Here is a 6,384-nt window from a genome sequence, read left to right on the forward strand (position 1 = left end):
CGACCCCGGGTCGGGTCGATCCGACGAAGCGTCACCGTCGTTTGGTAGCAAATCGCTTGGTAGCAAAAGGAATGGGAGCCCTGCAGTGCTGACCGTCGATTTCTCGCGCTTCCCGCTCGCCCCCGGCGACCGGGTGCTCGACCTGGGCTGCGGCGGGGGCCGGCACGCGTTCGAGTGCTACCGCCGCGGTGCCAACGTGATCGCCCTCGACCAGAACACCGAGGAGATCGCCGAGGTCAAGAAGTGGTTCGCCGCGATGGAGCAGGCCGGTGAGGCCCCCGAGGGCGCGTCGGCGGTCGCGATGGAGGGCAACGCGCTGGCGCTGCCGTTCGAGGACGAGTACTTCGACAAGATCATCATCTCCGAGGTGATGGAGCACATACCGGACGACAAGGGCGTGCTCAACGAGATGTTCCGGGTCCTCAAGCCCGGCGGGCTGCTCGCCGTCACCGTGCCGCGCTGGCTGCCCGAGAAGATCTGCTGGGCGCTGTCCGACGAGTACCACGAGGTCGAGGGCGGCCACATCCGGATCTACCGGGGCGACGAACTCCTCGGCAAGCTCAAGGACGCCGGCCTGGAGCCGTACGGTACCCACCACGCGCACGCGCTGCACTCGCCGTACTGGTGGATCAAGTGCGCGGTCGGCGTGAACAACGACAAGGCGCTGCCGGTCAAGGCCTACCACCAGCTGCTGGTCTGGGACATCGTCGGCACCCCGGTGATCAGCACCCTCACCAAGGCCGCCGAGCGGGCGCTCAACCCGGTCATCGGCAAGAGCTTCGTCGCCTACGCCTCGAAGCCCCAGCGGGCGAAGGCATGACCGCCGCCGTCCCCGAGGTGCTGCTGCTCGACGGGGTGCTCGACGCCGAGCAGGCGGCCGGCACCGTCCGCAGCATCCTGGCCGAGCAGCGCCCCGACGGCGCCATACCGTGGTTCACCGGCCACCACCTGGACCCGTGGGACCACACCGAGGCCGCGATGGCCCTCGACACGGCCGGCGAGCACGCCGCCGCCGAGGCCGCCTACCGCTGGCTCGCCGCGAACCAGAACCCGGACGGCTCCTGGTACTCCGCCTACACCGACGGCGTGGTCACCGACCGGGCCAAGGAGACCAACTTCTGCGCCTACGTGGCCGTCGGGGTCTGGCACCACCACCTCAGCACCGGCGACGACCACTTCCTGGAGTGGATGTGGCCGGTGGTCCGGCGCGCCCTGGACTTCATCGTCGGCCTGCGGCTGCCCGGCGGCCCGATCGCCTGGCGCCTCGACGAGGACGGCACCGCCACCGGGGAGGCACTGCTCACCGGCTCGTCCAGCATCCTGCACGCGCTGCGCTGCGGCCTGGCCATCGCCGAGTACCTGGAGGAGCCGCAGCCCGACTGGGAGCTCGCGGCCGGCCGGCTGCGGCACGCCATCGCCCACCACCCCGAGCGGTTCCTCGACAAGGACCGCTACTCGATGGACTGGTACTACCCGGTGCTCGGCACCGGCCTGCGTGGCGAGGCCGCCCTGGCCCGGATCGACCGGGACTGGGACCGCTTCGTCGTCCCCGGCCTCGGCGTGCGCTGCGTCAGCGACCGCCCGTGGGTGACCGGCGGCGAGAGCGCCGAACTGGCCCTCGCGCTCTGGGCGGTCGGCGAGTCCGACCGTGCGGTGGACATCCTGCGCTGGATCCAGAAGCACCTGCGGCACGAGGACGGCTCGTACTGGACCGGGTACGTCTTCGAGGACGACGCGATCTGGCCGGAGGAGCGCACCACCTGGACGGCCGGCGCGCTGCTGCTCGCGGTGGCGGCGCTCGGCGGCGACCCGGCGACGGTCGCCGTGTTCGGCGGGGAGCAGCTGCCCGCCGGGCTGGTGGTCCAGGACTGCTGCTGACGACAGCACGACGCACGCACGCCGAAGGGGCGGGACCGGAGAGATCCGGTCCCGCCCCTTCGCGGTGTGTCGTACGGGCTGTACGGGCGTCAGCCGCGCTGGATGCCCGAGGTGTCGGCCAGCAGGCCCTGGGTGCCGTCCTGGAGCTGGGCGACCAGCGCGGTGCCGCGCTGCTCGACCGCCAGGTACCAGGTGCCGGGCACCAGGTCGCCGACCGGGGCGCCGGCCGGGTTGTCCTTCGGCGCCAGCTGACGCGGGGCCGGGACGGCGAACCAGAACGGCGTGAAGTCGGCCGCCGGGCCCGGCTGCGGCTGCGCGGCCGGGGTCGGCTGCGGGGCCGGGACGCCGGCGTCCTGCGGCTGGCCGGGCTGCGCCGGCTGCGGCTGACCGCCGGCCGGGTAGCCGTAGCCGCCCGGCTGGCCGCCGAACGCCGGGGCCTGGTTCGGGTCCTGGCCCGGGGCCGGGTAACCGTACTGGCCGGGCTGACCGGGCTGACCCGGCTGGCCGGGCATCGGGTAGCCGCCCTGGAACGGGGCGGCCGGACGGTCGGTGACCAGCGGGGCCTTCAGCGCGGGCACCAGCGGGCCGGCCGCGGCCGCACCGGCGAGCACGATCAGCGAGATGAAGCCCAGCCAGGCGCCGAAGCCGTGGCTGATGTTGGGGCCGTCGTAGCCACCGCCGAGCGCCCAGATCGAGGTCCACAGCGCCGCGACGGCGAACGCGATGCCCCACTGGTCCAGCCGCAGGCCGAGCACCTGACGGCCGGCGCCGGCCGGGCCCTGGAACCGCTGCACCAGGATCAGCACGGCGGCGGCGATGCCCAGCAGGTAGACCGAGGGCAGGATGGGGAACAGCTCCGTGCTCCACGCGTTCTGCGAGGTGTTGAGCCCCCCGCAGTACACCCCGCTGCAGCTCACGGTCCAGTAGGGCAGGAAGGAGGCGATGAAGAGCAGGACGGCCGCGCCTCCGACGGCGGCGTCTCCCCTGGTGAGAGCGCGCAGATTCACTAACGTTCCCCTCGTTGACGTGTCGTGGACGGCGATTCGCGCGGTCGGGCCGACCGGCCGAAACTCCCGAACGGACCAGAAGCCTAGGCCCAACCGACCCGCCGGTGCACGGCGGGACCGGGAATGGGGCGAAGTCGTTGCAAACCGTGTCGGCCGGACGCGTCGTTCCTGGTCCGGGTACCCGGCCGGAACTCCCTTACGGCTTCGCCTGATTGGCCGAATCGGTCAGAAACGCCGTCAGCGCGTCGGCGATCCCCTGGGCCGCCAGTTGACGCCACTGAGGATCCGTCATCCGCTTCGCGTCCGCCGGGTTGCGCATGTTACCGCACTCGATGAACACCTTGGGGACGGTGGAAAGGTTGAGCCCGCCCAGGTCGGAGCGGGTGTCCAGCCCAGCGTTCGCGGTGTAGTCGGCGTACGGCTCGCCGGTCGCGGTGTGGAAGTGGTCGCGCAGCAGCAGGCCGAGCCGGTGCGAGGGTTCGACGATCGCAGAGTTGTTCGCCTTCCCGGCGACCACCCGGGCGGGCAGGATCACGTGGAACCCGCTGCCGCTCGCCGGCCCGCCGTCCCCGTGCACCGAGACCGCCGCGTCCGCGTGGGCCTCGCCGCCGGCCCGGGCGCGCTCGTCGATGCACGGCCCCCACGGGCGGTCGCCGTCCTGCACCAGCACCACGGTGGCGCCGCGGGCGGCCAGGATGGCGCGGGCCCGGCGGGAGACGTCCAGCGAGTACTCGGCCTCGGTGTAGCCGGCGTTGGTCTCGGTGCCGGTGGTGTCGCACTCCTTGCGGCCGTTGCCGATGTCGACCTGGCGGTTGATCTCGGTGGTGTGCGCGGCGTTGCCCGGGTTGTGGCCGGGGTCGATCACGACGGTGCGGCCGGTGAGGGAGACGGCGGCCCCGGTCGGAGCGGTGCCGGCGGTACCGGCGGTGGCCGGTGCGCCGGACGTCGGTGCGTCCGTGGGCGTCGGTGCGTCCGTGCCCGGCGATCCGGTGGCGGGGGCGGTGCCGCCGGGCGTGCTGCTGCCGGGCGCGGTGGTACCCGGCGCGGTGGTGCCCGGCGGGGTCGCGGACTGCGGAAGGGCGTGGGCGGCGGCCGGGGTGCCCGGGGAGGCGGCCGTGGCCGGGCCGTCGAGGGCCTGCCAGCCCAACCAGGCCGCCGTGCACAGCGGAACGGCCGCGCCCACCACCGTGGTGACGCGCAGCAGGGTGGAACGGCGGGGCGGGCGGGGCGTGGTGCCGGTCACGGGTGGGTCAGATCCTGTCCTGGGTCCGCGGGGTGAGGCCGAAGCTGTCCGCGATCGGCTTCCACTTGGCCACGAAGTCCTTCTTCGCCTGCGTGGCCTGCGGGTTGAGCTCGTCGGCGTGCTTCTTGTCGGCGGTGTTCGGGGCCGAACCCGAGCAGCCCTGGGTGCCGACCGAACGGGCCCAGGCCGCGTACGCCCGGTCGATGTCGGCGGACAGCTGCCAGGCGGACTTCAGCGACGCCACCGCGTCCGCGCCGCCCGGCACGTCGGTGACGGTCATCCCGGTCAGCTTGCGGATCAGGTCGTCGCGCTGCCTGGCGCCGTTGTCGAAGGTCTGCGCCGCGCTCTCGATGTCCGCCTTCGCCGGGCAGCTGGACACCTTGGCGACCGCGTTGCCGATCGGGGCCTTCGCGTTCTCGCCCTCGGAGAGCAGGCCGTCCAGCGCCTGCGCCTGGGTCTTGGCATTGGGCCCGGCGCCGCTCGCGGTCGGGCTCGGCGTCCCGCTGGGGGTGGCCGGGCCGGTGGTGGCGCTGCCTGCCGCGGCGTCCGTCCCGGTCGGCGCCGGTGCGGGCGGCGGGTTCGCGGAGGAGGCCGCCGAGGTGGCCGAGGGGGCCGGCGCGGCCTGGTCCTTCTTGTCGCCGCCGTCCTTGGTGGCCAGCAGCAGCCCGCCGCCGATCGCCAGCACCAGCAGCAGCGCGAAGCCGATCAGCAGCGGCGCCTTCCGGTTGCCCGGGCGGTCGTCGTCGTCCGGGTCCGCGTAGTCGGTGGGGTAGTCGGGCTGCGCCGGGTACGCGCCGGGCTGGCCGTACGGGGGCTGGCCGTACCCGGGCTGCGGGGGGCCGGGCGGGCCGCCGTACGGCTGGGGCGGGTAGCCGTAACCGGGGCCGGGGGCCTGCGGGGTCGCGTGGGAGGGGAAGGCCGAGGCGGGCGGGGTGACCGGCGGGCCGGCCGGCCGCTGGGGCTGCGCGGGCGGCGGCGCGACGCCCGGGAAGGCGGGCGCGGTCGGCGCGTCGTAGCCGGGGGCGGTGGCCAGGTACGGGCGGGCGGCCAGCGGCGGGCCCTGGTCGCCGACCGCGCCCGGGACGGGCGGCGGCGCGACCGGGCTCGGCGGGGGCGCGACCGGGCCGGGCGGGGCCGGCGGGGGCGCGACGGGGCCGGTGGGGGCGGGCTTCGGGGCGTGTTCGGCGTCCGGGCCCTGCGGGCCGCGCACCCAGCCGCCCGCGCCGCCGCGCGCGGTCGGATCCCAGACCGCCGGTGCGCTGTTGTGCTGGTCCGTCATGTGCCGCTAGCCCCCACCGTCCGCCGATCGATGCTCTGCCTGGTGCTGCGCGGACACCGTACCGTTCGAATCCCCGCCCGACAGCCCCGGCACGACGTTAGAGCATCCGTGCGCGGCTGTGGGGCGGGTTGGGGGAGGCGGGTGGCGGTCGGCGGTGGTCGGCGGCGGTCAGCGGGCGGTGCGCCGCAGGACCCGCAGCGAACCCGTCACCGAGACCTCCTCGAAGCCCTCCGCGAGCGCCCGCAGGTACACCCGGTACGGGGCCTGGCCGCCGTCGGCCGGCTCCGGGAACACGTCGTGGACCACCAGCAGCCCCTCCGGCGCCAGGTGCGGGACCCAGCCCTCGTAGTCGCCGGTGGCGTGCTCGTCGGTGTGCCCGCCGTCGATGAACACCAGGCCCAGCGGCCGGCCCCAGAGCGCCGCGATCCGCGGCGAGCGGCCGACCAGCGCGACCACGTGCTCCTCCAGCCCGGCCGCGTGCAGTGCCCGGCGGAACCGCGGCAGGGTGTCCATCAGCCCCACCTCCGGGTCGACCAGCGTCGGGTCGTGGTACTCCCAGCCGGGCTGCTGCTCCTCCGAACCGCGGTGGTGGTCCACGGTCAGGGCGACCGTGCCGGTCTCCCGGGCCGCGGCCGCCAGCAGGATCGCCGACCGCCCGCAGTACGTCCCGATCTCCAGCACCGGCAGCCCGGTGGCCCGCGCCGCGGCCACTGCGGCCGCGTACAGCGCCAGGCCCTCGTCCACCGGCATGAACCCGGTCGCGCCCTCGAACGCCGCCAGCACCTCGGCCGCCGGACGGGCACTCTCCAGCAGGTCGGACATCGGTGGCTCCTCGCACTCGGGGCGGAATCGAACTGGTTCGCCCCGGACCCTACTGCACGGTACGACCGCCGCCGGCGGCGATGGCCGCGGAGTGGGAAGTCGGCCGGGGCGGGATTCCACAGCACCCCGCCGGCCGGTCCGCGGGTGCGGAGTGT

Annotated in this window: 6 protein-coding genes; 2 read left to right on the forward strand and 4 right to left on the reverse strand. The window is 74.7% G+C overall.

All coding sequences use genetic code 11. From position 1 onward, the window contains the following. Window positions 1-85 precede the first annotated feature (85 nt). Window positions 86-820: a class I SAM-dependent methyltransferase gene (locus ABTY15_RS33855; RefSeq protein WP_350604267.1), complete on the forward strand. Its 735-nt coding sequence runs from the start codon at window positions 86-88 to the stop codon at window positions 818-820. Then, on the forward strand, window positions 817-1,878 hold the full coding sequence (locus ABTY15_RS33860; RefSeq protein ID WP_350604272.1) for a prenyltransferase/squalene oxidase repeat-containing protein: 1,062 nt from the start codon (window positions 817-819) through the stop codon (window positions 1,876-1,878). The genes ABTY15_RS33855 and ABTY15_RS33860 overlap by 4 nt, the downstream gene beginning before the upstream one ends. A gap of 89 nt (window positions 1,879-1,967) precedes the next feature. Here the strand turns inward: ABTY15_RS33860 and ABTY15_RS33865 are convergent, their stop codons facing one another. The 4 genes from ABTY15_RS33865 to ABTY15_RS33880 all read right to left on the reverse strand — a co-directional run bounded on the left by ABTY15_RS33865 (window position 1,968) and on the right by ABTY15_RS33880 (window position 6,229). Beyond that, window positions 1,968-2,885 carry a hypothetical protein gene (locus ABTY15_RS33865; protein WP_350604274.1) on the reverse strand — a complete coding sequence of 306 codons (918 nt, stop codon included), beginning with the start codon at window positions 2,883-2,885 and terminating at the stop codon, window positions 1,968-1,970. Between the two features lie 196 nt (window positions 2,886-3,081). After that, window positions 3,082-4,128, reverse strand: coding sequence for an N-acetylmuramoyl-L-alanine amidase (locus tag ABTY15_RS33870; RefSeq protein WP_350604279.1), 1,047 nt, complete (start codon window positions 4,126-4,128; stop codon window positions 3,082-3,084). Window positions 4,129-4,135: 7 nt separating this feature from the next. Continuing rightward, window positions 4,136-5,407 carry a hypothetical protein gene (locus ABTY15_RS33875; RefSeq protein ID WP_350604281.1) on the reverse strand — a complete coding sequence of 424 codons (1,272 nt, stop codon included), beginning with the start codon at window positions 5,405-5,407 and terminating at the stop codon, window positions 4,136-4,138. A gap of 168 nt (window positions 5,408-5,575) precedes the next feature. Continuing rightward, window positions 5,576-6,229: a class I SAM-dependent methyltransferase gene (locus ABTY15_RS33880; protein ID WP_350604288.1), complete on the reverse strand. Its 654-nt coding sequence runs from the start codon at window positions 6,227-6,229 to the stop codon at window positions 5,576-5,578. Between the last annotated feature and the right edge of the window lie 155 nt (window positions 6,230-6,384).

The organism is Kitasatospora sp. NPDC097643, from assembly GCF_040302625.1.
Lineage (GTDB): Bacteria > Actinomycetota > Actinomycetes > Streptomycetales > Streptomycetaceae > Kitasatospora.